The organism is Streptomyces sp. 71268 (genome assembly GCF_029392895.1).
GTDB lineage: Bacteria > Actinomycetota > Actinomycetes > Streptomycetales > Streptomycetaceae > Streptomyces.
Genome location: NZ_CP114200.1, coordinates 4752384 through 4776398 on the forward strand (window position 1 = coordinate 4752384; position 24015 = coordinate 4776398).

General features: G+C 71.5%; 25 protein-coding genes. 10 read left to right on the top strand and 15 right to left on the bottom strand.

Annotation, left to right across the window (positions count from 1 at the left end; translation table 11 throughout):
• Positions 1 to 54 precede the first annotated feature (54 nt).
• On the top strand, positions 55 to 1035 hold the full coding sequence (locus OYE22_RS18600; protein ID WP_277324196.1) for a bifunctional lytic transglycosylase/C40 family peptidase: 981 nt from the start codon (positions 55 to 57) through the stop codon (positions 1033 to 1035).
• A 293-nt stretch (positions 1036 to 1328) separates the two neighbouring features.
• A complete protein-coding gene (locus OYE22_RS18605) occupies positions 1329 to 2081 on the top strand; it encodes a phosphatase PAP2 family protein (protein WP_277321456.1) in 753 nt (250 codons plus the stop codon).
• Between the two features lie 79 nt (positions 2082 to 2160).
• Here OYE22_RS18605 and OYE22_RS18610 read toward each other — a convergent pair whose 3' ends face one another.
• The gene (locus OYE22_RS18610) at positions 2161 to 3762 is read right to left on the bottom strand and encodes an FAD-binding oxidoreductase (RefSeq protein ID WP_277321457.1); all 1602 of its coding nucleotides are present in this window, start codon (positions 3760 to 3762) and stop codon (positions 2161 to 2163) included.
• A 215-nt stretch (positions 3763 to 3977) separates the two neighbouring features.
• Positions 3978 to 4178 (bottom strand): hypothetical protein, encoded by a 201-nt coding sequence (locus tag OYE22_RS18615; RefSeq protein ID WP_277321458.1) that lies wholly within the window; start codon positions 4176 to 4178, stop codon positions 3978 to 3980.
• A gap of 165 nt (positions 4179 to 4343) precedes the next feature.
• Between OYE22_RS18615 and OYE22_RS18620 the strand changes: the two genes are divergently transcribed.
• Positions 4344 to 5327, top strand: coding sequence for a hypothetical protein (locus OYE22_RS18620; RefSeq protein WP_277321459.1), 984 nt, complete (start codon positions 4344 to 4346; stop codon positions 5325 to 5327).
• Between the two features lie 164 nt (positions 5328 to 5491).
• Positions 5492 to 5710, top strand: coding sequence for a hypothetical protein (locus OYE22_RS18625; protein WP_277321460.1), 219 nt, complete (start codon positions 5492 to 5494; stop codon positions 5708 to 5710).
• An 88-nt stretch (positions 5711 to 5798) separates the two neighbouring features.
• Here the strand turns inward: OYE22_RS18625 and OYE22_RS18630 are convergent, their stop codons facing one another.
• The gene (locus tag OYE22_RS18630) at positions 5799 to 6212 is read right to left on the bottom strand and encodes a metal-sensitive transcriptional regulator (protein ID WP_277324197.1); all 414 of its coding nucleotides are present in this window, start codon (positions 6210 to 6212) and stop codon (positions 5799 to 5801) included.
• A 295-nt stretch (positions 6213 to 6507) separates the two neighbouring features.
• Here OYE22_RS18630 and OYE22_RS18635 point away from each other — a divergent pair, with 295 nt between their 5' ends.
• Both OYE22_RS18635 and OYE22_RS18640 read left to right on the top strand, forming a co-directional pair.
• Positions 6508 to 7128 (top strand): DUF47 family protein, encoded by a 621-nt coding sequence (locus OYE22_RS18635; protein WP_176162428.1) that lies wholly within the window; start codon positions 6508 to 6510, stop codon positions 7126 to 7128.
• A 6-nt stretch (positions 7129 to 7134) separates the two neighbouring features.
• Positions 7135 to 8133, top strand: coding sequence for an inorganic phosphate transporter (locus OYE22_RS18640; protein WP_277321461.1), 999 nt, complete (start codon positions 7135 to 7137; stop codon positions 8131 to 8133).
• A gap of 422 nt (positions 8134 to 8555) precedes the next feature.
• On the opposite strand, the gene pstB is transcribed toward OYE22_RS18640, so the two are convergent.
• From pstB to pstS, 4 genes are all read right to left on the bottom strand, one after another.
• Positions 8556 to 9332 (bottom strand): phosphate ABC transporter ATP-binding protein PstB, encoded by a 777-nt coding sequence (pstB, locus tag OYE22_RS18645; protein WP_277321462.1) that lies wholly within the window; start codon positions 9330 to 9332, stop codon positions 8556 to 8558.
• Positions 9333 to 9388: 56 nt separating this feature from the next.
• Positions 9389 to 10468 (bottom strand): phosphate ABC transporter permease PstA, encoded by a 1080-nt coding sequence (gene pstA, locus OYE22_RS18650; RefSeq protein ID WP_277321463.1) that lies wholly within the window; start codon positions 10466 to 10468, stop codon positions 9389 to 9391.
• A 97-nt stretch (positions 10469 to 10565) separates the two neighbouring features.
• A complete protein-coding gene (pstC, locus tag OYE22_RS18655; RefSeq protein WP_187063274.1) occupies positions 10566 to 11573 on the bottom strand; it encodes a phosphate ABC transporter permease subunit PstC in 1008 nt (335 codons plus the stop codon).
• A 132-nt stretch (positions 11574 to 11705) separates the two neighbouring features.
• Positions 11706 to 12824, bottom strand: a complete 1119-nt coding sequence (pstS, locus tag OYE22_RS18660) for a phosphate ABC transporter substrate-binding protein PstS (protein ID WP_277321464.1) — start codon at positions 12822 to 12824, stop codon at positions 11706 to 11708.
• A gap of 810 nt (positions 12825 to 13634) precedes the next feature.
• Between pstS and OYE22_RS18665 the strand changes: the two genes are divergently transcribed.
• Entirely contained in the window at positions 13635 to 14825 is a 1191-nt protein-coding gene (locus tag OYE22_RS18665) for an NlpC/P60 family protein (RefSeq protein WP_277321465.1), read from the top strand.
• A gap of 568 nt (positions 14826 to 15393) precedes the next feature.
• Positions 15394 to 16665 (top strand): fused response regulator/phosphatase, encoded by a 1272-nt coding sequence (locus tag OYE22_RS18670; protein WP_277321466.1) that lies wholly within the window; start codon positions 15394 to 15396, stop codon positions 16663 to 16665.
• Between the two features lie 162 nt (positions 16666 to 16827).
• Here the strand turns inward: OYE22_RS18670 and OYE22_RS18675 are convergent, their stop codons facing one another.
• The 6 genes from OYE22_RS18675 to OYE22_RS18700 all read right to left on the bottom strand — a co-directional run bounded on the left by OYE22_RS18675 (position 16828) and on the right by OYE22_RS18700 (position 21003).
• Positions 16828 to 17163, bottom strand: coding sequence for a DUF2516 family protein (locus tag OYE22_RS18675; protein ID WP_176166184.1), 336 nt, complete (start codon positions 17161 to 17163; stop codon positions 16828 to 16830).
• Positions 17164 to 17397: 234 nt separating this feature from the next.
• Complete coding sequence (locus OYE22_RS33450; RefSeq protein WP_348652223.1) at positions 17398 to 18327, bottom strand: hypothetical protein; 930 nt, start codon at positions 18325 to 18327, stop codon at positions 17398 to 17400.
• Between the two features lie 196 nt (positions 18328 to 18523).
• Complete coding sequence (locus OYE22_RS18685; RefSeq protein ID WP_277321467.1) at positions 18524 to 19120, bottom strand: helix-turn-helix transcriptional regulator; 597 nt, start codon at positions 19118 to 19120, stop codon at positions 18524 to 18526.
• 151 nt (positions 19121 to 19271) lie between these two features.
• Positions 19272 to 19709, bottom strand: a complete 438-nt coding sequence (locus OYE22_RS18690; RefSeq protein ID WP_277321468.1) for a DUF488 domain-containing protein — start codon at positions 19707 to 19709, stop codon at positions 19272 to 19274.
• Positions 19706 to 20320 carry a DUF488 domain-containing protein gene (locus tag OYE22_RS18695; RefSeq protein WP_277321469.1) on the bottom strand — a complete coding sequence of 205 codons (615 nt, stop codon included), beginning with the start codon at positions 20318 to 20320 and terminating at the stop codon, positions 19706 to 19708. Before OYE22_RS18695 ends, OYE22_RS18690 begins: the two co-directional genes overlap by 4 nt.
• Positions 20317 to 21003 (bottom strand): hypothetical protein, encoded by a 687-nt coding sequence (locus OYE22_RS18700; protein WP_277321470.1) that lies wholly within the window; start codon positions 21001 to 21003, stop codon positions 20317 to 20319. The genes OYE22_RS18695 and OYE22_RS18700 overlap by 4 nt, the downstream gene beginning before the upstream one ends.
• A gap of 302 nt (positions 21004 to 21305) precedes the next feature.
• Here OYE22_RS18700 and OYE22_RS18705 point away from each other — a divergent pair, with 302 nt between their 5' ends.
• On the top strand, positions 21306 to 21740 hold the full coding sequence (locus OYE22_RS18705) for a VOC family protein (protein ID WP_277321471.1): 435 nt from the start codon (positions 21306 to 21308) through the stop codon (positions 21738 to 21740).
• Between the two features lie 38 nt (positions 21741 to 21778).
• On the opposite strand, the gene OYE22_RS18710 is transcribed toward OYE22_RS18705, so the two are convergent.
• Positions 21779 to 22645, bottom strand: a complete 867-nt coding sequence (locus OYE22_RS18710; protein WP_277321472.1) for an RNA polymerase sigma-70 factor — start codon at positions 22643 to 22645, stop codon at positions 21779 to 21781.
• The gene (locus OYE22_RS18715; RefSeq protein ID WP_277321473.1) at positions 22642 to 23220 is read right to left on the bottom strand and encodes a carboxymuconolactone decarboxylase family protein; all 579 of its coding nucleotides are present in this window, start codon (positions 23218 to 23220) and stop codon (positions 22642 to 22644) included. Before OYE22_RS18715 ends, OYE22_RS18710 begins: the two co-directional genes overlap by 4 nt.
• 272 nt (positions 23221 to 23492) lie before the next feature.
• Between OYE22_RS18715 and OYE22_RS18720 the strand changes: the two genes are divergently transcribed.
• Complete coding sequence (locus tag OYE22_RS18720; protein ID WP_277321474.1) at positions 23493 to 24005, top strand: hypothetical protein; 513 nt, start codon at positions 23493 to 23495, stop codon at positions 24003 to 24005.
• Positions 24006 to 24015: the final 10 nt, after the last annotated feature.

The following is a 24015-nucleotide window of genomic DNA, read 5'->3' on the forward strand; positions in this document are numbered from 1 at the left end:
ATGGGGGAGGATGGCCCGGTGGGTAAGAAGGTCTGGCTCGGTGTCAGCATCAGTATGGGGCTGTCCTTTTCCTTCGTCGTGCTCCTCGTTCTCGGTACGTACATGATCGCGAGCAGGGCCACGAGCGGCGGCTCCGCCGGTGACGTGGAGCTCGCGGAGGGCACCGTTCCGGCCGCGTACGTGGACCTCGTGCAGAAGCACGGCAACCGCTGCCCCGCCATCAACCCGGCGCTGCTCGCCGCGCAGCTCTACCAGGAGAGCGGCTGGAACCCCAAGGCCGTGAGCCCGGCCAACGCGCGCGGGCTGGCGCAGTTCATCCCCGGCACCTGGGCGGCGTACGGGGTGGACGGCGACGGCGACGGCGACCGTGACATCTGGGACCCCGCGGACGCCATCCCCTCGGCGGCGGCCTACGACTGCGCGCTGGCCAAGTACGTGAAGGACGTGCCGGGCGACCCCACGGCCAACATGCTGGCCTCCTACAACGCCGGCTCGTACGCGGTGGTCAAGTACCGCGGGGTGCCGCCGTACAACGAGACCCAGAACTACGTGCAGCGGATCACCACGCTCGCCAAGAGCTTCGCGGCGCCCAAGCGTCCCGTCGCCGCGTCCAGGCAGGCGGCGGCCGCGATCTACTTCGCGCAGCGGCAACTGGGCAAGCCCTACCTGTGGGGCGGCAACGGCACGGCGGCCGACGGCGGGCGGTTCGACTGCTCCGGGCTGACGAAGGCCGCCTACGCCTCGGTGGACATCGAGCTGCCGCGCGTGGCCAACGACCAGTGGAACGCCGGGCCGCACCCCAGCCGCGACGAACTGCAACCGGGTGACCTGGTCTTCTTCGCGTACGACCTGCAGGACCCGCGCTCCATCCACCACGTGGGGATCTACGTCGGCGGCGGAAAGATGATCAATGCTCCGTACACGGGGGCGGTCATCCGTTACGACCCGATCGATACGCCGGACTACATCGGGGCGACCCGGGTCACCAAAGATGGCGCAAAAGCGCTCCCCGGGCCGCGGAATGGCGAAGCCTGAGATGGGGCGGTCCCCTTCCGTTGACGGGGCTGGCGCGCTGAGCGGAAGCCGATCAACGGGGTTCGCTGAGGTGTAGCGTGGCTGGAACTCTCCGTGATGCCGTCTTTCTGAGCTGCGACGATGGGTCACCCTTCGATAACGTCCTGGTGATCGTTGGGTGGAGAGTGGAACGCGTTGCCCCACACGGGCGTTTTCTTCGAGTGGAATAGCAGCACACTTGGTTGAGGACCGCGGGGGCGGCCGGTTGCTTGCAGCGACGGGCGTGACGGGCAAGAGATAAGGGGCCGCGGCAGATGGCTGGACTCACACTGGGGTCCCCCCTGGCAGCAGATGTCAGGGAAGGGTCGAACCCGGATGTCAGCCTGCTCTACGACATCAACGGCCTGGCCGAGGACGCGCCGCACTGGTGCGACCGTCTAATGGAGTTCATCGGCGAGTTCGGCGTCGTCTTCGGCCTGCTCGCGCTGCTGCTCGGCGCCTGGTGGAGCGCGCGCAAGCGCTCCGACGCGGCGAGTGCCGTCGCCGGCCTGGTGTGGGCGCCGCTCGCGGCCGGCATCGCGCTGCTGGCCAACATCCCGATCCGAGGCTTCGTCAAGCGCCCCCGCCCCTTCGTCGACCACCCGCAGGAGCTTGAGGTGCTGGTGGCGGGCAAGAGCGACTACTCGTTCGTGAGCGACCACTCCACGCTGGTGGCGGCGATCGCCGTGGGCATCTTCATGGTCAACCGGAAGTACGGCGTCTTCGCGCTGGTCGTGGCGCTGTTCGCGGGCTTCTGCCGGATCTACATGGGCGTGCACTACCCCACCGACGTGGTCGGCGGCTTCGCGCTGGGTACGGCCGTGACGCTGCTGCTCGCCCCGCTGGCCATGATGCTGCTGACCCCGCTGGCCACGACCGTGGCCAACTCGCGCGGGAGCTGGCTGGTGCGGGCCAGGGCCGGCAGCTCGGCGGTGGAGGCGGCCGGACCGGTGACCCAGCGCGGACCGGGCGGCCCCGCCGTCACACCGGTCACCGACAAACGGCGCGACAGCGACCTGGCGGCCTGACGGCCCGCCGGCCCGGCACGAACGCACTGGCCCGGCCCCACACGACCCGTGGGCGCCGGGCCCAGTGCTGTGTCCCGCCCTACAGCGCCTGCCCGAAGGTGAACAGGCGGTTCGGGTCGTAACGCTTCTTCGCGGCGGTGAGCCGGTTGGCGGCGGCGCCGTAGTAGGCCGTGCGCCAGTTCTTCAGGCCCGCGTCGGCGTAGTTCTGGTAGGCCGCGCCGGAGGCGTGCCGGCGCATGGCCGCGTGGACGCCGTCCAGCCAGGCCAGTTGCGCGGCGCCCGTGCGGCCCGCCGGCCACGAGGCGGTGTACTGCGCCAACATCCGCGACCGGCGGTGCACGAAGGCGGTGGCCAGCGGGGCGACGCGGTTGACCGCGCCGCCCAGGGCGGTGAGCGCGACGGTGACCGCGCCGCCGCCGGTGCCCCGGCCGTACCGCTCGACCTGGTCGAGCAGGGCGCGGACGCCCTGCTGGTTAAGGGAGCGGTCGAAGAAGTCCGAGCGAGCGCCGTAGGTCTCGCGGCGCAGCGCGCCCGTCGCCTCGCGGCCCGGGGTCGTGCCGGACAGGTGGCACTGGGTGGTGGAGCTGGTGGCGCAGCCGGCGTACCCGCGCATGGCGTCCAGGTAGCCGCGGCGGCGCAGGCTCACGCTCTTCGCGCTGGCGCCGGCCGCGTCGGCGAGCCGGTCGAGGGCGTTCTGCAGGTCGCCGTAGGTGCCGAGGGAGAACGCGCTGAGCGAGACGGTGGGGGTGCGGCCGGGCGCGGCGGACAGGTGCAGCGCGGACCAGATCTCGTCGGGCTGCGTGGGGCCCCACGCCTGCCAGGCGCGGAGTACGGCCGCGGCCTTCGACCAGGGCCAGGTGAGGTACGCGCTGACGCCGGCCGCCGCCTTGTGGGTACGGAAGCGGAGTTCGGTCACGACGCCGAAGTTGCCGCTTCCCGCGCCGCGCAGCGCCCAGAACAGCTCGGCCTCCCGGTCCTTGTCGGTGCGCACCGCCTTGCCGTCCGCGGTGATGACGGTGGCGCCGAGCAGGCTGTCGGAGGTGAGTCCGTACGCGCGTGAGACCACGCCGTGGCCGCCGCCGAGGGTGAGGCCGGATATGCCGACGGTGGGGCAGGAGCCGGCGGGGATGGTGACGCCGTGGGCGGCGAGGCTGGTGTAGACGTCGATGAGCTTGGCGCCGGCGCCTATCGTCGCGGTGCCGGCGCCGGTGCGTATGGTGCGCAGCCGGGAGACGTCGATGACCAGTCGGTCGGTGCCGCCGGAGTGGCCGGCGTAGCTGTGGCCGCCGCTGCGGATGGCCAGCGGGGTGCCGTGGCGTCGGGCGAAGGCCAGGCACTCGGTGATGTCGGAGGTGTGCGCCACGTAAGCGACGGCGGCCGGGCGTTGGTGGTCGAAGCGGGTGTTGTAGAGCTGCCTGGCCTGGGCGTAGTCGGCGTCGGAGGGGCGGATCAGGCCGCCGCGCAGCCCCTTGCCGAGCGCGGTCCAGTCGGCGGCCCGGGGCTTGCCGGCGCGGGAAGATGCCGAGGTGGTGGCGGGCGGGGCGGCCTCGCGCGGGGTGGTTCGCGGGGCGCCGCCCTCGCTGCTCGGGGCGGGAGTGCCGGCCTTGTCGTCGCAGGCGACGGCTCCCGCGGCCGCCACGGCCAGTCCGGTGCCGGCGGCCAGCAGTGTGCGCCTGTCCATCCTGCCCTCCCTCTCGATGTGGGTCTCCTCTACGCAGAGGGCGTACGACGGACGGTGGTTCCGTGACGGCGGGCGTGGCCACGACATGAGGGTCATGGCCATGACATTCTCGGCCACGTGTGGGGTGCGCGGGAAGGGCGGGGCGGGGGGCCGGGTGGCCGAGAGGGGGGCGCGCGCGGTTGGTCGGCGCGCCCCGAGGTGGCCTCGATGCGCTGTCAGTGACCGGTGTGGCGGGGAGCGGGAACGGAGGGAACGGGTTGTGCCGCCTGTGTCGCGCGGTGTTCGTCGGCGTCGGTACGAGCCCGCGAGCGGGCTCTGCGTGCGGGGCCTGACCAGCCGCAGGAGCAGCGGGCGAGGCAGAAGGCGCCCGTTTCGGTGGTGGTCGTCTCGTGTATGTCGGAGCCCGAGTCAAGCACGTACCCACGCTACCCGGCCGTGACGGCCCTCAGGGGCGATCGTTGAACGGAACATATTTCACCGTCGTCATGACGGCCCGGCCCGCGCTGTGTCCGGTGCGGTACGCGGGGCGCGGCGCGACGCGCGGGACACGGGCGCGACAACGGTCAGGGGGTCGGACGTCGATGAGGGTCCAGGGATCGGTCCGGATGTCGGTGCGGCGGCACAGGTGCGGCGGTGGCGCGGCCGCCGTCGTGGCGGGCGGCCTCGTGGTCACGCTGGTGGCCACGGCCGGATGCTCGTCGCGCGCCGAACCCGACGAGGCCGGCGAGGGGCTGGCCCAGGAGCGCGTCGCCGACGAGTGGGACATCGACAGCGGCCCGAGCGGTGCCCCGGGGGCGGAGCCCACCGGTTCCGACGAGCCCGCCGAGCGGGAGGTGGGCGCCGCGCCGGCGGCACTGCGCGAGGCCGCGGGGGCGCTCGCGCGGGCCGGTAGCGCCCGGGTGCGCACGTCGGTGGAGACGGCCGCCGGCGCGACCCGGGTCGCCATCCAGGGCAGCGGCGGCTACGACTTCGTCGAGCGGATGGGACGGCTGCGGGTGCACCTGCCGAAGGACGCGGTGGGCGACGACGAGCACGAGCCGATCACCGAACTCCTCGCGCCCGCCGAGTTGTTCCTGTTCAACCGGGGCGCGGGGGTGCCCGACGACCGTTGGGTGCGGGTGGACAGCACCCGGGTCGCGGACGGCAACCTGGTCACCGGGGGCGCGACCGACCCGCTGGTGGCGGCCCAACTCCTGCGCGGCGCGCGGCAGGTGAGCGTCGTCGGGCGCGGGGCGCCGGCGCGCGGCGGGGTGCGGCACTACCGTGGCGTCGCCGACCTGGAGGCGGCGGCGCGCGCCGCGGAGCCGTACGCCCGCGGCGTGCTGCGGGCCGCGGCGCGGGGGTTCGCCACCGACGCGGTGCGCTTCGACGCCTTCCTCGACGCGCAGGGCCGGTTGCGGAAGATCCGGCACCGGTTCACCATGACCAACGCCGCCGGTGGGCAACGCCGGGAGACGGACGTGGTCTCCACGACCGAGTTGTACGCGTTTGGCGCGGCGGTCGCGCTGCGACCTCCCAAGCCCGCGGATATCTACGCGGGTACGGTCGATTCGCCGAAGAATTAGCTCCGCGAACGGGTTCGGCCCATGGAAATGACCCATCCGTGCCATGTGCGCGGTGTGTGCCTGTCCCTACGCTGGAACGCTGGCGACACGGCCGGCGAGAGGTCCGGCGGTCAGAGCGGCGACCAGAGCGGCCGGCGGGCCCGGGTTCGGAGGAGGTGACACACATGGTGGCGCGTCAGAGGTCGTCGGTCTCGGACCATGTGGCCCTCGTCGAGATCGACCTGTACGGCGAGTTGATGATCGCCGCGTCGAGCGTGGCCGGGGAGCGGATGAGCGCGGACCACATCGACGCCGTGCTCCGCGTCCATGTGGACCGATCAAATCTCGCCACTTCTGAGCCGGCTCGCGAGCACGAGAGAGGCCACGACCACAGCGCTTCCTGAGCCGCTCGGCGCGGCCGGTGACCCACGCGGCGCGCGCCGGTCGCCGACTGGCCGGCGGGCGGGCGGCGGGCCGGTCAGGCGGCCCGGATCAGGTGCGCAGCAGCCGGGCGATGGCGGCCGTGGCCTCGGCGACCTTGGTGTCGGCCTCCTCGCCGCCGCGCACCGCGGCGTCCGCGACGCAGTGCCGCAGGTGCTCCTCGAGCAGTTGCAGCGCGAAGGACTGCAGCGCCTTCGTGCTGGCCGAGACCTGGGTGAGGATGTCGATGCAGTAGACGTCCTCGTCGACCATCCGTTGCAGGCCACGGATCTGCCCCTCGATCCGGCGCAGCCGCTTGAGGTGCTGGTCGCGCTGCTTGGTGTAGCCGTGGGGTCCGGGCGGGCTGCCCGGGGCGGCGTCGGCTGTGACCTCGCTCGCATGGCCCGCGCAGGACGAGGTGGTGTCACGGGTCTGGTCGGGGGCCCCGTCGGCGCGGGACACTGTGACCTGCGTCGCCGCCGTGATCTCGCCGGTTTCGGCTGATGTGGCGGCGGGCAGGGCGTCGCTGGGAGCTTGGGGCTGGTCGCCACCGCGGGCGGCCCCGCTGTCGGCTGCCGTCGTCGTCATGGCGTCCTTTCGACCGGTGAGAGCCTCATATACCCCTACGGGGTACATGGTACCGAATGGAGCTGATGGCGGCCGGGCCCCGTTATAGGCACTCTGCCCGATAGGCGACACTGGTGGAATGCCGGTTAGCCATGGCCGGATGTTGTGCCTAGCATCAACGAGACCGAATCCGCTGCACCCAGAGGATGCCCCAGTGCGCTTTCGTCTGACCCCCAGGGAGACGAGCTTCTACGACATGTTCGCCGCGTCAGCGGACAACATCGTGACCGGCTCCAAGCTCCTCATGGAACTGCTCGGGGCGGACTCCTCCGCTCGGGCCGAGATCGCCGAGCGCATGCGGGCGGCGGAGCACGCGGGCGACGACGCGACCCACGCGATCTTCCACCAGCTCAACTCGTCCTTCATCACGCCGTTCGACCGCGAGGACATCTACACCCTCGCCTCGTCGCTCGACGACATCATGGACTTCATGGAGGAGGCCGTTGACCTGGTCGTCCTCTACCAGGTGGAGGAGTTGCCCAAGGGCGTCGAGCAGCAGATCGAGGTGTTGGCCAGGGCCGCCGAGCTGACGGCCGAGGCGATGCCGAACCTGCGCACCATGACCAACCTCACGGAGTACTGGATCGAGGTCAACCGGCTGGAGAACCAGGCGGACCAGATCCACCGCAAGCTCCTGGCCCATCTGTTCAACGGCAAGTACGACGCGATGGACGTGCTCAAGCTCAAGCAGATCGTGGACGTGCTGGAGGAGGCGGCCGACGCCTTCGAGCACGTCGCCAATACCGTCGAGACCATCGCGGTCAAGGAGTCCTGACCCCCGGTGGACACCTTCGCGCTCGTCGTGACCATCGGGGTCGCGCTCTTCTTCACGTACACGAACGGCTTCCACGACTCCGCCAACGCCATCGCCACCTCGGTCTCCACCCGGGCGCTGACGCCGCGCGCCGCGCTGGCGATGGCCGCGGTGATGAACCTCGCCGGAGCCTTCCTCGGCAGCGGGGTCGCCAAGACCGTCAGTGAAGGGCTGATCCAGACGCCCGAAGGCGACAAGGGGATGGGCATCCTCTTTGCCGCGCTGGTCGGGGCGATCGCGTGGAACCTCGTCACCTGGTACTTCGGCCTGCCGTCCTCGTCCTCGCATGCCCTGTTCGGCGGCATGGTCGGCGCGGCGCTCGCCGGGGGCATCGATGTCATCTGGTCCGGGGTGATCGAGAAGATCGTCATCCCGATGTTCGTCTCGCCGTTCGTCGGTCTGATCCTCGGCTATCTGGTGATGGTCGCGATCATGTGGATGTTCCGGAACTCCAACCCGCACAAGGCCAAGCGCGGCTTCCGCATCGCGCAGACCGTGTCGGCGGCGGGCATGGCGCTCGGGCACGGCCTCCAGGACGCCCAGAAGACGATGGGCATCGTGGTGATGGCCCTGGTCATCGCCGACGTCGAGGACTCGGGCGACCCGATCCCGGTCTGGGTGAAGATCGTCTGCGCGCTGATGCTCTCGCTCGGCACGTACGCCGGCGGCTGGCGCATCATGCGTACCCTGGGCCGCCGGATCATCGAGCTGGACCCGCCGCAGGGCTTCGCGGCCGAGACGACCGCGGCCTCGGTGATGTACACCGCGTCCTTCATGTTCCACGCGCCCATCTCCACGACGCACGTGATCACCTCGGGAATCATGGGCGTGGGCGCCACCAAACGGGTCAACGCGGTCCGCTGGGGCGTCGCCAAGAACATCATCTTGGGCTGGTTCATCACGATGCCGGCCGCGGCGATGGTCGCCGCCGTGAGCTACTGGATCGTGCAACTGGCCTTCGGCTGATCCACCTCGCCCGCCTCTCGGGCCGACCGACGCCCGCAGTGGCGTACGGCCCAGCGGACGCGGCCCGCCCCTTCGGGCGACTGCCTCGGACTTCTTCGGGCCCTCGCGACAGGCGTCGCGGGGGCCCGCGGCCGTTCTGCCTACCGCCCGTCTCTCCTCGGCGCCCGGCCCGGTATGCGCGGGGCGCGATCCGGCTGGGCGGCGGTGGGGTTCGACGGGGCTCGACAGTGCTTGGGCCGGGGCTCTCGGGCCGGCGGGGGGCGCGTCGTACGCCGGTGCGCGGCCCGGGGATGGTGCGGCCCGCCCCCCGGGAGCCAGGGGGCGGACCCTTCGCCTTGCGGTGGCACCGCCATGCAGCACCGCAAAGCTGCTCTTGCTCGGCCCGCCCCGTGGCGCGTACCTCGGGGCGGGCGTCGGGCCGGTCAGCCGAAGCGGCCGGAGATGTAGTCCTCGGTGGCCTGCACGGACGGGTTGGAGAAGATCCGCTCCGTCTCGTCGATCTCGATGAGCCTGCCGGGCTGGCCGACGGCGGCGAGGTTGAAGAACGCCGTACGGTCCGAGACGCGGGCCGCCTGCTGCATGTTGTGCGTCACGATGACGATCGTGAACCGCTCCTTCAGCTCGCCGATCAGGTCCTCGATGGCGAGGGTGGAGATCGGGTCGAGCGCCGAGCACGGCTCGTCCATCAGCAGGACCTGCGGCTCGACCGCGATGGCGCGGGCGATGCACAGGCGCTGCTGCTGACCGCCGGAGAGGCCGGAGCCGGGCTTGTTCAGCCGGTCCTTGACCTCGTTCCAGAGGTTGGCGCCCTTGAGCGACTTCTCGACGATGTCGTTCAGCTCGCTCTTGCGGTACGAGCCGTTCAGGCGCAGGCCCGCCGCCACGTTGTCGAAGATCGACATGGTGGGGAACGGGTTGGGGCGCTGGAAGACCATGCCGATCGTGCGGCGCACGGAGACCGGGTCGACGCCGGAGCCGTACAGGTTCTCGTCGTCCAGCATCACCTTGCCCTCGACCCGGCCGCCGGGGGTGACCTCGTGCATGCGGTTGAGAGTGCGCAGGAAGGTGGACTTGCCGCAGCCCGAGGGGCCGATGAAGGCGGTCACGGAGCGGGGCTCGACGGTCATCGAGATGTCCTCGATGGCCTTGTGCGAGCCGTAGTACGCGGTGAGGCCGCTGACGTCGATGCGCTTGGCCATGTGAATCACTTCTTTTCTACGTCGACCCCGCGGCGGCGGAGCCGGAGTACGGGGCCTCAGCGGCCGGTCTTCGGGGCCTTCCAGCGGGCGATGCCGCGCGCGACCAGGTTCAGGATCATGACGAAGGCGATCAGCACGAGGGCTGCCGCCCAGGCGCGGTCGTACGACGCCTCGTTGCCGAGGCTCCACTGCTCGTAGATGTAGAACGGCAGCGACGACTGGGCGCCCTCGAAGGGGTTGTTGTTGATGACCTTCTCGCCGAAGACCAGCAGGACGATCGGCGCCGTCTCACCGGCGATGCGCGCGATGGCGAGCATGACGCCGGTGGTGATGCCGCCGATCGCGGTCGGCAGGACCACCTTGAGGATGGTGCGCCACTTGGGCACGCCGAGCGCCAGCGACGCCTCGCGCAGCTCGTTCGGGACGAGCTTGAGCATCTCCTCGGTGGAGCGGACGACGACCGGCATCATCAGGATGGCCAGCGCCATGGCGCCGGCGAAGCCCGAGTAGTCGAAGTCGAGGATGATGATCCACAGGCTGAGGATGAACAGACCGGCGACGATCGAGGGGATGCCGGTCATGACGTCCACGAAGAACGTGACCGCCTTCGCGAGCTTGCCCCGGCCGTACTCCACCAGGTAGACGGCGGTCAGCAGGCCGATGGGGGCGGCGATCAGGGTGGCGATGCCGACCTGCTCCAGGGTGCCGATGATCGCGTGGTAGATGCCGCCGCCCGGTTGGGTGGTCAGCACGCCGTTCATCGAGTGGGACAGGAAGGCGCCGTCGAGGACCTTGGAGCCGCGGTCGATCGTCTCGTACATGAGCGAGGCCAGCGGGACGATCGCCAGCAGGAAGCAGACCCAGACCAGGCTGGTGGCCAGCCGGTCCTTGGCCTGCCGCTTGCCCTCCACCTTGGCGGTGAGGGCGAAGGTGATGACCACGAAGAGGACGGCCGATATCAGGCCCCACTGGATCTTGCTGTCCAGGTTGGCGGCGACGCCGATGCCGCAGCCGAGCAGGATCGAGAGGGCGACCAGGCCGATCGGGGCCCAGGCCGGCAGGCGCGGCTGGCGCAGCGTCGAGGCCTTCGGAGCGCTGGCGAGGTCGGAGGTCTTGTCGACCATGATGTCGTTCATGCCCCGCACCTTTCGATGATCTCTCCGGCCACACGGCGCGAAGGTGCGGCGAGCTGGTCTGTCTGCGTCTGCGTCTGGGGGGCCAGGGGGGCGTGGCTCATGCGTTGGCCCCCGAGTACTCCTTGCGGCGCGCGACGATGAGGCGGGCGGCGCCGTTGACGACGAGGGTCAGCAGGAAGAGGACCAGGCCGGAGGCGATCAGCGCGTCGCGGCCGTCGTCGCTGGCTTCCTTGAAGCCGCTCGCGATGTTCTGGGCGATGGTGCCACCGCCGCCGTCGAGCAGGCTGGTCTGGATGTCGAAGCTGGTGGAGAGCACCGTGGCGACGGCCATCGTCTCGCCGAGCGCGCGGCCGAGGCCGAGCATGGAGGCGCTGATGATGCCGGAGCGGCCGAAGGGCAGCACCGACATCCGGATGACCTCCCAGCGGGTCGCGCCGAGCGCGAGCGCCGCCTCCTCGTGCATCTTCGGGGACTGGAGGAAGACCTCACGGCTGACGCTGGTGACGATCGGCAGGATCATGATCGCGAGCAGGATGCCGATGGTGAACAGCGAACGGGGCGTGCCGTCGTTGTACGCCAGGATGCCGGTCCAGCCGAAGTAGTCGTCGAACCACTTGTAGAGCCCTTCGAGGTGCGGCACCAGGAAGAGCGCGCCCCACAGGCCGTAGACGATGCTGGGGACCGCGGCGAGCAGGTCGATCACGTAGCCGAGCGGCGCGGCGATGGCGCGCGGGGCGTAGTGCGAGATGAACAGGGCGATGCCGACGGCCACCGGGACCGCGATGATCATCGCGATGATGGCGCTGACGACGGTGCCGAAGAGCAGGACCGCGATGCCGAAGCTGGGCTCCGCGCTGTCGGCGTTCCACTCGAAGGTGGTGAGGAAGTTGCCCTCGTTCTTGCTGAGCGCCGAGGCGGCCCGGACGGTCAGGAAGAGCGCGATGGCGGCCATGACGACCAGCAGGGTGATGCCGGAGCCCCGGGAGAGGCCGAGGAAGATCCGGTCACCGGGCCGGGTGGCCTTGCCCGAACTCACCTTGTCCACCGCGAGCGGCGGCTGCTTCTCGGGTGGCGGGCTGGTGGGGGAGGTGGGTGTTATGTCCATGTGTTTCTCCGGTCTGCGGAGCCCGGGTGCGGCTCCTGGCGCGGCGGTGCACCGGAAGGCGCGGCTGGCCCCCGTTGTCGTGCCGCACGCCCACCTGGGGTGCGAGCTACCGGGGACCAGCCGCGCTCGGGGTTAGGAGAGGGTGGTGACGGTGTCGCGGACCTTGGTGGCGACCTCGGGCGGCAGCGGGGCGAAGCCCAGCTCCTTCAGCGAGCCCTGGCCGGCCTCGCTGGCGGTGTAGCCGAGGAAGGACTTGAGGGCCGCCAGGCTGCCGGCGTCGTTGCCCTTGTCGCAGGCGATCTCGTACGTGACCAGGGTGATCGGGTACGCGCCCGGGGCCTTGGTGTCGTACGCGAGCTTCAGCGCGAGGTCCTTGCCGGTGCCGACGATCTTCGCCTCGGCGATGGCCTTGGAGGCGTTCTCGACGGTGGCCGGGATCGGGGCGTCGGCGCCGGTGTCCAGGTCGACGGTCTTGGTGCCGTTGGAGGCGGCGTACGAGAGCTCGAAGTACGAGATCGCGCCGTTGACCTGCTTGACCTGCGCGGCGACACCAGAGGAGCCGTCAGCGGACTGGCCGCCCTTGCCCGCCCACGCCTTGGCCGGCTCGTAGGGCCACGCCGAGGGGGCGGCGGCCTTGAGGTACTTGGTGAAGTTGTCGGTGGTGCCCGAGTCGTCCGAGCGGTGGAACGCCTGGATCTTGAGGTCGGGCAGCTTGGCGTCCGGGTTGAGCTTCTGGATCGCCGCGTCGTTCCACTTGGTGATCTTCGAGTCGAAGATCTTCGCGACGGTCTCGGCGTCGAGCGTCAGCTTGTCCACGCCGGAGACGTTGAAGCTGATCGCGATCGGGCCGCCGACCATCGGCAGGTTGATGCCCTGGCCGGTCTTGCAGACCTTCTTCGACGCGGTGACCTCTTCGGGCTTGAGCGCCGAGTCGGAGCCGGCGAACTGGGTCTTGCCCTGCAGGAACTCCTGGATGCCAGCGCCCGAGCCAGTGCCCTTGTAGTTGACGCTGATGTCCTTGCACTCGTTGCCGAAGTCCTTGACCCACAGGTCCATGGCGTCACGCTGCGCGGACGAACCGGAGGCGAGGATCTTGCCCTTGCCGTCGCACTTGATCGCCCCGGTGGACTTCTTCTCGCCGTCCCCGCCGCTGTTGTCGTCCGAGCCGCACGCCGTGAGGACCAGGGCGCCGGAGACGGCGAGAGCACCGGCGGCGATGGCGCGAAGCCGGTTCTTGCGCTGAAGCTTCACTTTCGGGAGTTCCTTCCAGAAGCCGCCGGTGGGGACGGCGTGCGAAGAGAGAGTCGATGTCGGTGACAGGACTACGTCAGTACGCGGCACCTGCCTGGCGCGACGCCCATTGGTTGGTGCGACTCGCACTGTGTAAGGCCGAAATTAGGCAGATCAGGTGAAGCCGCCAATGGGCGTGAGTGAACGGAGGGTGAACCTCACCCATCGGTGTGGTGGCTTACCCGGAGAAGCTGATGGCGGGGGTAAATCAACGGTGCTGAGCTGGTCATTTGGTGGTGCGGGGGTGCTTGTGTAGTCGTGTGCCGCTGGTGGCGTAGTGGGGCGTGAGCGTGCGGATGGGGTGGTTGGGACCGGAACTCCTGGGGTGGAGCGCGACGCGGTGGGCGGGTGGGTCGGGTGGACCGGGTGTGCTCGCGCGGGCGGCGGCCGAGTCGTACGAGGGCGCGGGGGCGGGGCGCGGAGGCGGGGCGGGCGGCGGGCGGGGGGTGCGCGGTTGTGCTGGGTCGTGGCGTGGCCGTGCGCGGTCGGTACGGAGTCGTACGCGGCCGTACGAGGACGACGCGGAGCCGTACGCGGCCGTACGCGGCCGTGTTACAGCCGGTCGTGCGCGGTCCGGTACGAGGGCGAGGTCGCGTGGCCGGGCGGGGGCGGCGGTGGGGTGGCTGGGCCTGGGGTGGCCCGTGTGGGGGAAGGTGGGCAGGCCCTTGGTGGGGTTTTTCCACACCCCTGTCGTTTGGGGGCGTGACGTGGCACGATCCGGCGTTACGTATCAGTAGGTCCGGGTGATCGCGGGGAAACGGAGGCCGACCGGTGCGACGGGAGCAGGCGCGGGAGCGGGGTACGGGCGTGCGCGGCGAGCCGCGCCGTGGGCGCGGGGCGGCGCGGGCCGCGGCCCTGGTGTGCGCGGTAGCCGGGATACTGGCGACGCCCGGGGTGGCGCACGCGGCCCCCGACGAGCCGAAGCCCAGGAGCGCCAAGGAACTCGCGGAGGTCCACCGCCGGGTCGAGGCCCTGTACCGCGAGGCGGAGCGGGCCACCGACGCGTACAACCTGGCGCAGGAGCGACAGCGCGAGCAGGGCAAGGAACTCGACCGCATCGCGAAGTCCATCGCCGCGACGCAGCGGGAGATGGCCGCGCTGCGCAGACAGGCCGGGGCCATGGCCAGGGCGCAGTACCGCAGCGGCGGCATGTCGCCCGAGGCGCGCGTGTGGCTCAACGCCGACCCGGAGGGCTTCCTCGACGGCGTGGCGCTCGCCCGCAAGGGCCAGCACGCCACCAAGGGCGTGCTCGGCAGCCTGGCCCGCACCCAGGCCGACCTCGACCGGTACGCCAAGGACGCGAGCGCCAAGTGGGCCCGGCTCGAACAGTCCCGCACGCAGCGGGACGCCGCGCGCAAGGACATCAAGGCCAAGCTCGACGCGGCGAAGAAGCTGGAGTCCGAGCTCGCCGCGAAGGAGCGCGAGCGGCTGCGCGAGCTGGAGGCCGAGAAGGCGGCCAGGGCCCAGGCCAAGTGGCTGCGTTCGGGCGCGGTCAAGGACGCCAAGGGCGAGGCGACCCCGGCCGGCGAGCGGGCCGTCGCCTTCGCCACGGAGCAGATCGGCAAGGCGTACGAGTGGGGCGCCGAGGGCCCGAAGACCTTCGACTGCTCGGGGTTGACGCTGCGGGCCTGGGGCGCGGCCGGCGAGACCATCCCGCGCACGTCCCAGGAGCAGTGGCGCCAACTGCCCAAGGTGGACATCAAGGACATGCGGCCGGGCGACCTGATCATCTACCACCGGGACGCGAGCCACGTCGGCATATACGTGGGTGACGGCACCATCGTGCACGCCCCGCGCCCCGGCCGGAACGTGACGCTGGCCGGCGCCGGCTCGATGGAGATCCTGGGCGTGGTCCGCCCCGACGCCCCCACGGAGCAGGCGCCCGACCTGGTCAAGGAGCGCCCCGCCAAGGGCCAGCCGTCCAAGGACCAGCAGACCAGGGAGCGCGCGCCCAAGGAGTAGCCGGTCGGGGCGCGGCGGGCCGCGCGGGGCGCCGGGCCGGGCGGACGGGCTGGGCCGTGTGGGTGGACTCGGGTGCGGATGGGCTGGGCCACGCGGGTGAGCCCGGGGCGCGCGGGCGACACGGCGTGGGCGCGCTGGGGCGCGGGCGGGCCGGGACCGTGGGCAGGCCACTCGGCGTTGGCGTGTACCCGCCGGATCGGGGGTCCACCCATACCCGTACGGGCCACGGCATATGACCCTGACCAGCGGGCCGGGTGGCATTCCGTTGTGCCGCCAGGGTTCGCTAGGGTCGCCTGGCAACACCCGGCAAGCACACCGGGCCCTTCCGACTCAGCGGTTGCGGCGCGTGGCCGGGGCGGGCGGCCGCGTGCCGTCCGGGGCCCGGCAGCCCGCGTGCCGTCGCCCGCCTCGCGCGGCCGACGGGGCGGTGGCGACCGGGCTCGGAGGCCCCCCACACCATGGGCCAGCCGCGACGCGCCGGGCACCATGGGCCGGCCGCGACGGGTGGCCAGGCGCATGGTGAGGGGCGGACCGCGACGCGTCTCGGGGGAGACAAGGAAATGGAACGATGCCCGTACCGGCACACGTACCCGTGCCGCGCCAGCGAGAGGCATCGGCCGCCGCGTTACCGGCGCCGCCGGGCCCGCGGCCGGACGCCGGGATCAGCCTGCTGGTGATCGAGGACGACCCCGCCGGGGCGCTCGCGATGCCGGAACTCACGGACTCCGAGGGCAAACCGGTGCGGGTGCGGACCGCCCGTAACCTCACCGAGGCGGAGCGGCTGCTCACCGACGAGGCCCAGTGCATCGTCCTCGACCTGGCCCTGCCGGGGCCCGACGACGGCGAGGCGGGCGAGGGCGGGGTCGACGCGCTGGAGACGCTGCGCCAGGTCCTGCGCATCGCCCCCGGCCACGCGGTGCTCGCGCTGACCGCCGAGGAGGACGCGGAGCGCGCCGCGGAGGCGGTACGGGTCGGCGCCCAGGACTACCTGTTCCGCGACGAACTGGACGACCGGGTGCTCAGCCGCGCCGTGCGGTACGCGGTGGAGCGCAAGCGCGCCGACCGCGCGCGCCGCCAGCTCAGCGAGTCGCGGCTGCGCGCGCGGGAGAACGCGCGACTGGAGCGCGGGCTGCTGCCGACGCCGCTGCTCGACGGCTCCGACCTGCGGTTCGCCGCGCGCTACCGCCCGGGGCGCAGCCGCGCGCTGCTCGGCGGTGACTTCTACGACACGGTGCGCACGCCCGACGGGGTGGTGCACGCGATGATCGGCGACGTGTGCGGGCACGGCCCGGACGAGGCCGCGCTCGGCGTGGAGCTGCGCATAGCGTGGCGGGCGCTGACGCTGGCCGGGCTCAGCGGGGACGCGCTGCTGTGCACGCTCCAGGAGGTGCTGGAGCACGAGCGGGACGACGAGGAGATCTTCGCCACCCTGTGCACGGTGGACATCGACCCCGAGGGCCGCAGCGCCGGGCTGTACCTGGCCGGGCACCCCGCCCCCCTCCTCACCCACCACGGGCAGGCCCCCGACCTGCTTCCGTACGAGGACGGCGGCCCCGCGCTCGGCCTGCTCGCGGGCGCGCGCTGGCCGTGCCGGGAGGTGGAGCTGGGCGCGGAGTGGAGCCTGATGATGTACACCGACGGGCTCATCGAGGGCCGGGTCGGCGCGGGCAGCGACCGGCTGGGCGAGGAGGGCATGGTCGAACTCGTCGGGGCGCTCCAGGCGGCCGGCCTGTCGGGCGAGACGCTGTTGGACGCGGCCGTGACGCAGGTCCGCGAGCTCAACGGCGGCGAGCTGACGGACGACGTGGCGGTGCTGCTGCTGGATCGCGGCGGCGCGTGACCGGACGCGGCGGGGCGCCGCGTCGGGGCGTGGCGTAGCGGCGTGGTGGCGTAGTGGTGGACCGGGACTGACGGGCGAAGCCGCGAGGGCGGCGACGGGCCGGGGGCCGGCGCTCACGGTGGAGTTGGCGTCCGTGGGGGAGCCGGCGGGTGGCGCGTGGGCTCAGCGGCCGTTGAACGGGCCGTACGGGCCGTCCGAGCTGGAGCCGCCGCGCCGACCACGGCCACCGGAGACCTGCCGCAGCGCCGGCCGTACGTCCACCATGTACACGATCGTCGCGATGAGCCCGATGATCGGGATGAAGGACATGACGGACAGGAACAGGTTCGCCGCCGTCGCGATGCCCAGCAGGATGAGCCAGAAGGGCTTGGTCTGCTTGTCCGCGGCCCGGTACGCGTCCTCGCGGCGGATCGCCGAGTCGACGAAGGCGAACAGGCTGAAGAGCAGCAACCCCCAGGAGACCCAGTAGAAAATCTCGTTGAATCCCTGCACCAGCACGTCATCCACCGCCTGAGATGTAGTGAGCGTCCATCGCTTCCGTCGGGCGTGTCAGCGGCAACGGTACCCGTACGGCGGAACGGGCACGCGGGGCACGCTCGGCCCGCCGCCAGACCGTTGCCCGCCCGCCCGCCCCCGGCCGGCCCCGCCGCGCGCGGCCCCGGCCCCGTCGAGCCAACGGGGTCGGGGACGCGGACGGGCCGGGAATCCGCCTCGGCCGCGCGGGCCGGGGCGTCACTCCGCGGACTTGGGCGCGGGCTTCCTCACCGTCGGGTCGCCGTTCGGGCTGGGGTTCGCGCTCGCGTCGGGACCGGGGTTCGGGTTCGGCTTGGGGTTCGTGCCCGGGGGCGCCGGCTTCGGGGCCGCCGGCCGCTGACCGGTCGGACGGGTCCCGTCCGCGCTGCCGCCGGTCTCCGGGGCCCCGGCGCTCGTGGCGCTGGCGGGGGCGTCCTTGGCGGTGCCGTCCTTCGTGGTGGCGTCCGCTGTGGTGGCGGGGGCGCCTGCGCTCGTCGTGCCGCCGGCGCTCGCCGCGGCGCTGCCGTTGGCCTTCGCGGTGCCGTTCGCCTTCGTCGTCCCGCCGCCCTTCGCGCCGTCGGCCGGGGCCGGGGTCGCGGGGGTGGCTGCGGGGCGGGCCGGGCGGGCCGGGCGAGCCGGGGTGGCGGGCGGCGGGGTGGCGATGCGGTGGGTGGGGCGGGTACGGGGCGGCGCCGTGTCCCGGGCCGTGCCGAGTTCGCCCGGCGCGTCGGCCTCGGCCTCCTCGTCGGACTCCTCGCCCAGCCACGTCTGCACGGCGCCCCGGCCGCGTACGGCCAACTCGTCGTAGGTGTCACGGGCGCGCACCGCGTACTCGGCGACCCGACCCACGCCCTGCAACGTGAGGTCCTGGGCGGTCTCGCGGAGCTTCTTGAGGTCGGTGTCGAGGCCGCTCAGCAACTCGCTCAGCTTGGCCTGGGTCTGCTGCGCCTGCTGCGAGACCCGCTCCTGGACGACCTTCGGGTTGGTGTCCCGTACGGCCGCGATCCGCCCGGGCGCCTCGGCGACGAGCCGGTCGAACAGCGCCGGGGCTTCCTTCAGCTTCTCGGCCGCGAGGTCGGCGGCGCCGGCCACGGCGTACAGCGGGGTGGGGTCGGTGATGCGCTTGCGGAGATCTTCGGTGCTGGCCATGACGGGTGTCCTCCCGGATCGGTCAGGGCAAGGTGCGCTGCCGTGCTGTTCGGTTCTGCCGTGTTGGTGCTGTGCTGCTGTGTCGGCTGCTGTTCCGCTGTTCCCTTGTTCCCCTGTGTGGGTTGCGGGTTGTGGGTTGCGGTTGCGGGCCGGTCGGGTGTGCAGGGTGTGTCGGGTCGGCGTCCCCGTCGGCGGCTCACGCCTCGTCGGGGGTGTGGGGCTGTGCCCCGCCGAGTCTTGGGGGCGCCGGTGCCGGGGTGGTCGCCCCCGGGGGTGTGGCGTCCGGATGCGGGCCGGGGTCGGTGTCGGGTGTGCCGCTCGCGCGGTGCTGGGGGCCGCTGTCCGCGGCGTCGGCTATGCCCTCACGGGTGGCCTCCGGCGCGGTGCCGGCGGGGGCGGCGGGAGCGGGGCCCTCGTGGTCGGCGGCGCTGGTCGGGCGGCCCGACTCGGTGCCGTTCTCCTTGCGGAACGACTCGTAGATCTGGAGCAGTACCTGCTTCTGCCGCTCCGTGATGGTCGGGTCGGTCAGGATCGCGCTGGTGACCTCGGCCTCGGCCCGGTCCCGCGCGTCGAGGATGCCGGCCTGGACGTACAGCGTCTCGGCGGAGATCCGCAGCGCCTTGGCCAACTGCTGGAGGATCTCGGCGCTCGGCTTCCGCAGCCCGCGCTCGATCTGGCTGAGGTACGGATTCGACACCCCCGCCGCGTCCGCGAGCTGCCGCAACGAGAGCTGGGCCGTACGCCGCTGCTCACGCAGGAACTCGCCGAGATTGCCGACGTTCAGTGCTGCCATGCCTGCGATGCTGCCGCCCGTCGCTAACTTTTGCAAGCGACCGCTTGCAAAAGTGGCGTGTCGCACGAGCGGGGCCCCGATCTGGGCCGTCAGGAGGCCGGTGCCATGCGGACCGGTGATCAGCTCGCGAGCTGATCACCGGTCCGCGACTTCACACCAGGTGTTCGATGGTGACGCTGCCCCAACGCTCGGCGAGGTGCTCCGCGACCAGCCGGCGGTGACACTGGTGGGGTTTGTCCTCGCTGCAAAGCAGGACGGCGTTGTCGACCAGGTCCCGTAGGCCGGCGTTCTCGATGGACCGGTTCTCCATGAGGTCCAGGAATCGCTTTTCGTACGTCGCCCAGTCGATGACCCGCTTCTTGTAGTCATCGAGCATGGGCTGTGTCGGTGCCAGGTCGGGGCGGTGGACGTAGGCCATGCCGCAGAGCTTGCCGAGGAAGAACTTCAGGTCGTCCCGTTTGGCGAAGCCTGCCAATTGGGAGACGTTGTTGAGGCGGACGTCGATCAGCGTCGTCGCGCCCGACGTCTGCAACAGGCCGAAGAACTTCTCGGCAGATTTCTTCGTGAACCCGATGGTGTAGATGTTCATGACCCCGCCGCCTTGTCGGCGCGCAAGTCGTCACTGACGTACGCGATCCGGTGTTCCTGGCGCATCAGCGCCTCCTTGAGGCGCTCGGCGGGGCTCCGGAACAGTTCGTCCTCCGCCAGTCCGAACCTGGCCATGAGGCGTTCCATCGCCGCGGCGTGGCTTTCCACGTGCCCGTCGCCGTGGATGTGGCCGATCGACAAGCCGTTCTCGGTGAGCACCTGTGACACGAGTACCGTGCGGTGGCAGTCCAGGGGCTCACCCTCGGCGCACAGCATGGCGATCCGCTGGGTTTGGACGCCTTTCGTCACGCGCTCGATTCCGCTGATGAACGTAGGTGTCTGCGCCAGGCGGCCGTACTGCACCTGCCCGTCGACGTAGCAGGTGGTGTCCGTGGTGCGCGCTCCGAGCTCCTTGCCCAGGAACACGTACTTGATGCCCGCCTCGTGCAAGCCGCGCTCCAGCGGGACTCGGTTGAACTGGGGCGCGAACCGACTGGCAGGGGCGGAGCGGACATCGGCGACTGCCGTGACCTCGTTCTGCCGGAGCAGTTCGATCAGGGTCGGGAACTCGTGGTTGGAGTGACCGATGGTCAGCATCGTGCTGGATGTCATCGCCTGCCACGTGGCTCCACTTGGGATCGTTCAATGACGGCCGCCACCAACTTGTAGAGGTGACCATTGAACTCTTCGCTGAGACTTATCGTGAGGAAGGTATGGCCGAGCGGATGTTGCCCGACACCCCGCCCTCGGAACTTCTCTTCGCACACCGGGTCGGTCACTTTCAGAGTGTAGTCGGACCCGGCGTGTTGGAACTGGACCCGCACGGCCGGCTCGTCCTGGCCCCATGGGCGGTCCACTTGTATCGTCGCGCCTTCGACCCGTATGAGCTTGAGCGAGTCCGACACCGCGCCTTCCTGGTCGACCGGCACGCGGTCGTTGTTGCCGGCTTTGGTGTGGAAGCCGTTCCGCCATAAGCCCGTGCCCCGGTCTTCCAGGAGGCAGAGTTCGTCCCACCCGATCCGCCCCCGCCGTTGCCAGCGGACGTTCGAGTCAATGAGCCAGTTCTCCCGGTGGAAGGAGATGGGCCTGGGTTCGACGAGCCGGACGGAGATGATGTCGAGCGGGCGCGGTTCGACTCCACTCGGAAATTGCCGCTCGCTGGCGGACACCCCACGACCTGGGCGGTTGCTGACCGGGCGGACCCAGGAACGCGCATGCAGATCGATGCCCGCGACACATCGCTCGCGGTGTTTGCGGGAATTGGCCAAACAGACCAACTTCCTCGTCGTCGCCACGCCGGCCCCCTCCGTACGCGCCCCACTCAGACGCGTTCAGGGTAATAGGGGGACTCAACTACGCGAAGGGGTAACGAAGTTGGGACAGCCCACTGCCCCAGTTGTCGATCGGGTCCCTTCCCGGTGTCCGAAACCGGGCGGCCGGACTGTGGCGCATCCCCTGCCTCGCCGTGCGGCGGCTCGCAGCGCGCGCCTGTTCCACCTCGGGTCCAGGCCCAGGCCGGGGCGGTGGCCGGTGCCGTGGTGCCCAACACGCGTCAGTGGGCCCGACGCGTGTCAGTGCGCCCCATTAAGGTGGCCCGATGGCCGTGATCAGGAAGTTCCAAGTCACCTTCGACTGTGCCGAACCCGAGCGCGTCGCGCGCTTCTGGTGTGAGGTGTTGGGGTATGCGGTACCGCCGCCGCCGGAGGGGTTCGCCAGCTGGGACGACTTCGTTCGTTCGTTGCCGCCCGAGCGGCAGGACTCGGCGTTCGCCTGTGTCGATCCCTCGGGCGAGGGCCCGCGGTTGTTCTTCCAGCGGGTTCCCGAGGGAAAGGTCGTCAAGAACCGGGTCCACCTCGACGTGCGGGTCGGCACCGGGCTCGTGGGTGCCGAGCGGCTGGCCGCGCTGGAGGCGGAGTGCGCGCGGCTGGTCGCGCTCGGCGCGGTACGCGTACGGCTGCTGGTCGCCGACGGCGTCAACGAGTCGTGCATCGTGATGCAGGACGTCGAGGGCAACGAGTTCTGCCTCGACTGACGTGGCGGGCCCTCGGGCCCGCCACGCCGTCGGGCCGACTACCGGGCCAGGGGAGCCGGTTGGTCGAGGCGGGTGAGCTTGTGCGGGTTGCGCATCAGGTAGACGCGGGTGACCCGGTCGTCCTCCACCACGACGCTCACCGCCGTCGGCTCGCCGTCGACCTCGAAGCGGACCGCTGGCGCGCCGTTGAGCCACACGGTCGTCGTCGGGAACGGGGCAACCGCCTGGTTGGCGCGCGCGAGCACCCGCGCCACCAGCGCGGCCCCGTGCAGCGGAGCCAGCGCGGCGGTCGCCAGCCCGCCGCCGTCCGCGACCAGGACCACGTCCGGCGCCATGACCTCCATCAGCTCCTGCAACCGCCCGGTACGCAGCGCGGCCAGGAACCGTTCCACCACGGCCCGCTGCTCGGCCCCGCTCACCCGCGTCCGCGGACGCCGGGCCGCCACGTGCGCGCGGGCCCGCCGCCCGATCTGCCGTACCGTGGCCGCGGACTTCCCGACGGCCTCGGCGATCTCCCCGTACGGCAGCTCGAAGACCTCGCGGAGCACGAACACCGCCCGCTCCGTCGGCCCGAGGGTCTCCAGGACGGTGAGCATCGCGATCGACACGCTCTCCGCGAGTTCGACGTCCTCGGCGACGTCGGGGCTGGTCAGCAGCGGTTCGGGCAACCACTCGCCGACGTAGTCCTCGCGGCTGCGGGACAGCGCGCGCAGCCGGTTGAGGGCCTGTCGGGTGACGACGCGTACGAGGTAGGCGCGCGGGTCGCGTACCCGCGCGTGGTCCACGTCGGCCCAGCGCAGCCAGGACTCCTGGAGTACGTCCTCCGCGTCCGCCGCCGAGCCGAGCATCTCGTAGGCGACCGTGAACAGCAGGCCACGGTGGTCGACGAAGGGATCACCGGTCATGCCGGCGACGCTACCCGGGGCTGCTCGGGGCGGGTGGCCAGCGGGATCGCGCATGCGTCGGAGTAACCCTGTGACGTCACGCCGTGCGCCGTGTTCACCCTGGTCGACAGGTTGGCGAAGCCGATGAACACGGTCAGCTCGACCACGCCCGCCGGCCCGAGCTGGTCGAGCAGGCTCGCGGACAGCTCGTCGGTGACGGTCGTGGGGGTGGTGGTCATGGCCTCGGCGTACTCCATCACCTCTCGTTCCAGCGGCGTGAACACCTCCGACTCGCGCCAGCGCGGCACCTGGCTCGCCTTGGCCGGGTCCAGGTTCTGGTTCAGCGCGGCGAAGTAGTTGACGTCCAGGCACCAGCTACACCCGACCTGGGCCGCGACCGCCATGTGCGCGTACGTCTTCAGGCCCGCGTCCACCGCGTCCCACGTGCTCATCCGGCCCGCGAAGTCCAGGGACGCGGCGGCCGCGCCGGGGTGGTTGAACGCCACCTCGACCGGTTCGGGCGCCGAACCGAACTGCCTGATCAGGTTCTCCTTCAACTCGGTGGGGATCTCCGCCTTCGGGATACGCGGGGTCATGCTGGTCTCCTTGTCCGGTGGCCGGGTGGCCGGGTGGCCGGGTGGCCGGTGCCTGGCTGGCTGGCTGGCGGGCGGGGTGCCCGTCGGCTCGTCGGCCGGTCGCACATGGAGACACCGCGGGGGGCGCGAATGTGACACCACCCCCGCGGCCCGTCCCGGCCGGTGCTCCCGACCCGCCCGCGTCCGCCCGCGCCCGCTCGCACCTCGGTGAGCAGCGCGAACGCCCCTCCCGCGAGGCGGGGGCGGCGCCCTCGTGCCGTAAGCTCGGCGGAATGTCCTTCATAGCCAAGATGTCCGAACGGCACATCGCCACGATCGTGTGGGTCGCGCTCGTCGGCGGGGTCACCTCGGTCGTCGTGGGGGATTGCCTGTGGCGTGCGGTGGCCGGCCTCGGACCTGGCGCCGGCTACGCCTTCGGCGCGTTCTGCGGCAGCGGCATCCTCTGTTGTTGGGTGCTGGCCTCGGCCGCGCTGCGGCAGCGTCGGTGGGTACGCGGCGTCGGCGCGGCGGCCCTGTGGTGCGTGGCGTTCCTCGCCCTGGCCTGCCTTCCCCCGGGGCGTACTGGCCGCCTCACCGGTGCCCTCGCGCTGCCGGAGGGCCAGCGCATGTGGGTGGAGGAGCGCCCGGGCGTGTGGTGGGCCATCGGCATCGGCTTCGCGCTCGGCGCGCTCGCCGTCTGGCGCACGGCGCCCCGCCGCGCCGCCGCGCGGCGCCCCCCGGCCTCACCACCGGGAAAGCAGGAGAGGCCAAGGGTTTCGCGAGGAACCAAGGGGCCGATGACGTAGCGGGCCGAGG

Coding starts and splice junctions, on each gene's coding strand:
- pstA (WP_277321463.1), bottom strand. CDS start 10,468: ATGAACGACATCATGGTCGACAAGACCTCCGACCTCGCCAGCGCTCCG.
- OYE22_RS18670 (WP_277321466.1), top strand. CDS start 15,394: ATGCCCGTACCGGCACACGTACCCGTGCCGCGCCAGCGAGAGGCATCG.
- OYE22_RS18600 (WP_277324196.1), top strand. CDS start 55: ATGGGGCTGTCCTTTTCCTTCGTCGTGCTCCTCGTTCTCGGTACGTAC.
- pstC (WP_187063274.1), bottom strand. CDS start 11,573: ATGGACATAACACCCACCTCCCCCACCAGCCCGCCACCCGAGAAGCAG.
- OYE22_RS18625 (WP_277321460.1), top strand. CDS start 5,492: ATGGTGGCGCGTCAGAGGTCGTCGGTCTCGGACCATGTGGCCCTCGTC.
- OYE22_RS18715 (WP_277321473.1), bottom strand. CDS start 23,220: ATGACCCCGCGTATCCCGAAGGCGGAGATCCCCACCGAGTTGAAGGAG.
- OYE22_RS33450 (WP_348652223.1), bottom strand. CDS start 18,327: ATGGCCAGCACCGAAGATCTCCGCAAGCGCATCACCGACCCCACCCCG.
- OYE22_RS18685 (WP_277321467.1), bottom strand. CDS start 19,120: ATGGCAGCACTGAACGTCGGCAATCTCGGCGAGTTCCTGCGTGAGCAG.
- OYE22_RS18695 (WP_277321469.1), bottom strand. CDS start 20,320: ATGACATCCAGCACGATGCTGACCATCGGTCACTCCAACCACGAGTTC.
- OYE22_RS18690 (WP_277321468.1), bottom strand. CDS start 19,709: ATGAACATCTACACCATCGGGTTCACGAAGAAATCTGCCGAGAAGTTC.
- pstB (WP_277321462.1), bottom strand. CDS start 9,332: ATGGCCAAGCGCATCGACGTCAGCGGCCTCACCGCGTACTACGGCTCG.
- OYE22_RS18605 (WP_277321456.1), top strand. CDS start 1,329: ATGGCTGGACTCACACTGGGGTCCCCCCTGGCAGCAGATGTCAGGGAA.
- OYE22_RS18720 (WP_277321474.1), top strand. CDS start 23,493: ATGTCCTTCATAGCCAAGATGTCCGAACGGCACATCGCCACGATCGTG.
- OYE22_RS18610 (WP_277321457.1), bottom strand. CDS start 3,762: ATGGACAGGCGCACACTGCTGGCCGCCGGCACCGGACTGGCCGTGGCG.
- OYE22_RS18620 (WP_277321459.1), top strand. CDS start 4,344: ATGAGGGTCCAGGGATCGGTCCGGATGTCGGTGCGGCGGCACAGGTGC.
- OYE22_RS18705 (WP_277321471.1), top strand. CDS start 21,306: ATGGCCGTGATCAGGAAGTTCCAAGTCACCTTCGACTGTGCCGAACCC.
- OYE22_RS18710 (WP_277321472.1), bottom strand. CDS start 22,645: ATGACCGGTGATCCCTTCGTCGACCACCGTGGCCTGCTGTTCACGGTC.